This window comes from Flintibacter muris (assembly GCF_943192995.1).
GTDB lineage: Bacteria > Bacillota > Clostridia > Oscillospirales > Oscillospiraceae > Lawsonibacter > Lawsonibacter muris.
This window is the reverse complement of the sequence record NZ_CALPCP010000102.1, coordinates 1-2,353: the sequence shown is the minus strand read 5'-3', so window position 1 is coordinate 2,353 and position 2,353 is coordinate 1. Positions and strand designations below refer to the sequence as shown.

General features: G+C 55.0%; 3 protein-coding genes. 2 read left to right on the top strand and 1 reads right to left on the bottom strand.

The features are described from left to right. Positions 1-1,424: type IIL restriction-modification enzyme MmeI (locus NFS22_RS23405; RefSeq protein WP_338148067.1), on the bottom strand; the 1,424-nt coding region annotated here is incomplete at its 3' end. A gap of 389 nt (positions 1,425-1,813) precedes the next feature. On the opposite strand from NFS22_RS23405, the gene NFS22_RS23400 reads away from it, so the two are divergent. Together NFS22_RS23400 and NFS22_RS23395 are read left to right on the top strand one after the other, a co-directional pair. Next, a complete protein-coding gene (locus NFS22_RS23400; protein WP_016322557.1) occupies positions 1,814-2,026 on the top strand; it encodes a helix-turn-helix transcriptional regulator in 213 nt (70 codons plus the stop codon). Then, on the top strand, positions 2,023-2,353 hold a 331-nt coding region (locus tag NFS22_RS23395; protein WP_251320026.1), incomplete at its 3' end, for a helix-turn-helix domain-containing protein. The genes NFS22_RS23400 and NFS22_RS23395, both read left to right, overlap by 4 nt.

Here is a 2,353-nt window from a genome sequence, read left to right as displayed (position 1 = left end):
GCGTAGGATTTCAGCGGCAGGAAGTCCAGGGACATATGCACCACGTCCTCGGTCTCCTTCATCATCTGGCTCTCCGCAATCCACAGCGCGGTCTTTGCCACCGTCACGGCAAAGTCGTTGATCTCAATACCGTAAAATTGGCCGATGGACACCTGAATAATGCCGTCCAAATCCATGCTAATCTGGTCGGTGGCACACCGCAAGACCTCGTTTTCCAGCTTGCGCAGGGACAGATAGGTCTCCGTCAAAAAGTTGCCGGAGCCGCAGGCCGGGTCAAGGAATGTCAGCCCCGCCAGCTTGCTTTGGAACGTGTCCAGTCTGGCCTTGCGGGTCTTGTCCACGGCAATCTCTTTGATCTCCTCCAGCTCCGAGCGCAGGCCGTCCAGGAACAGCGGGTCAATGACCTTGTGGATGTTCTCGATACTGGTGTAGTGCATCCCGCCGCTGCGCCGGGTTTCCGGGTTCAGGGTGCTTTCAAAGACCGCCCCGAAAATGGTGGGGCTGATGACCGACCAGTCAAAGTCCCCGCTGGCCTTTTCCAGCAGGAGATTTTTCAGCTCCTCGGTAAAGGGCGGGATTTCGATATTCTCATCGCTGAACAGCCCGCCGTTGACGTAGGGGAACGCCGCCAGCGCCGGGTTGTCGTCGGCCAGGTACTTGTCCCGTTGCTCCGGCTTCTGATCCAAAATGCGGAACAGCTCCACCAGCGCCTTGCGGATACCGCTGGCAGGGATGTCCCGGAGGTAGTCGTGGAACATACTCTTGCTGCCGAAGATACCGGCGTCCTCGGCGTACAGGCAGAACACCAGCCGGACGCACAGAGCGTTCAGGCTTTTCAGCGTGTCCTCGGCCTCCGGGGCTTTGTACTGCTTCAACAGGGCATCGTAGAGGACGCCCACGATCTCGCCCGCCTGCAAGGAGACTTCCATCTCTTTCTTGATATTGGTGTCCCCGGTGTCTACCAGGAATTGCAGGCGGTAGTATTCTTTTTCCAGATCGCACAGCTTGATGATCTCCGGGTCGCCGGTGGGCCGCTCCATGTCATAGACGTAGAACTCGGCAAAGTTGCAGGTGACGATCCACCGGGGTCGCTGGGAGTAGGGCAGTTCGGCGGCATACCGTTTGGCCTGCTGGAACGGGGACAGCAGGGAGCCGTCCGACTGCTTGATGGGCTTGTTCAGCTCTTTGCCCAGGCTTTTCTGCTCAATCAGGACGTGGGTGGAGGGGATAAAGCCGTCGATGAAGCTGGTGTGATCCAGCATGATCTGATCCTCAAAGGTGATGAACTTGTCCGGCTCCTCCACCCCGTAGACCTTTTGCAGCAGGGACAGCCAAAAGGTTTGGCTGTGGCCTTTTTCGTAACCCTTTCCTTGCCAGTCGGCGGCAAACTGTTTTGCGGCGGCGCGGCGCTGTGTATCTGTCATGGCGGTATTCCCCCAGTTGCTTTTTTTTACAGGATACCATACAAGACCGCATTTTTCCAGAGCAATCTATAAAATCTGCCAAGTACAACCCATCATCAAGCGCCCCTCAAATTTTCCGATACAATCACTCGACAGATTCAGTTCTGGCGGGTGATTTTTTCTACAGCAAAAAATTTTTCTGAAAACGAAAAATAAGAGTTCGCTTTTAGACTCTGGAGGTTGTAGTAGAGGGATGAGGGGAACTGCTTTCTGAATTGGTAAATATTTTGTAAACTCGTCTATAAGAAAGTTCGGTTTCAGCCATCAGAGGTTGTGGTAGAAGAGTGAGGGAGTCAGCGCATAAGGGCAGAGGAAAAACTGACTCAACAGAAAAGGAGGTCAAGCGCAACATGAAAGAATCTGGCTACAAGAACTACGACGAACTGCCGCTGTTCCTGAACGCGGTAACGGTGGCAAAGATGCTAGGCGTCTCACCGTCCAGCGGGTACGAGTTGATGCATGAACCGGATTTTCCAGTGCTGAAGATCGGCAGCAGGATGGTGGTACCCAAGGAGCAATTCGTGGAGTGGGTGTCGCAACACACCCAGGGAGGTGCGGAGTGAAGTACACACCGTGGCCCAAACGTGATCTAGTCAAGAACTACTTCCAGCTGCCCAACGAGATATTCCTGCTGGGTCTGTCGCCCGGCGCACTGGCTGTCTACTCGTACTTGCTCTGCTGTGAGAACAGGAAGACGTACCAGTGCTGGCCCAGCTACAAGACCATTGGCAAAGCAGTGAGGATGAGCGCCAACACCGTCCACAAGTATGTGTGCGAGTTGGAGGAGCGGCAGCTCATCAGTACAGAGAACACATCCGTCACCACCAAGGCTGGCCTGAAGCGCAACGGCAATCTGCTCTACACCATCCGTCCGATTCAGCTGGCGCTGG

Excerpts from the sequence above, each read along its gene's own strand:
- NFS22_RS23400 (WP_016322557.1), top strand. The coding sequence starts at position 1,814 with ATGAAAGAATCTGGCTACAAGAACTACGACGAACTGCCGCTGTTCCTG.